Raw genomic sequence first — 216 nt, forward strand, 5'->3', positions numbered from 1 at the left:
CGGTCATGATGACCTCGGCTGCAGATACGCCTTCTTCCTTATGCACGTCCACGGGAATACCGCGGCCGTTGTCGGTCACGGAAATGGATTCGTCAGGATGAATGGTGACGGTAATTTCGTCACAGTGACCAGCCAGGGCTTCGTCGATGGAGTTGTCCACCACCTCGAAGACCATGTGGTGTAAGCCGCTACCATCATCGGTGTCGCCGATGTACA

At 55.6% G+C, this 216-nt stretch carries 1 protein-coding gene; it reads right to left on the bottom strand.

Annotation, left to right across the window (positions count from 1 at the left end):
- Window positions 1-216: ATP-binding protein (locus B2V21_RS16470; RefSeq protein WP_286917422.1), on the bottom strand; the 216-nt coding region annotated here is incomplete at both ends.

The sequence above is a fragment of the Pseudomonas sp. UBA6276 genome, assembly GCF_002438365.1.
GTDB lineage: Bacteria > Pseudomonadota > Gammaproteobacteria > Pseudomonadales > Pseudomonadaceae > Aquipseudomonas > Aquipseudomonas coleopterorum.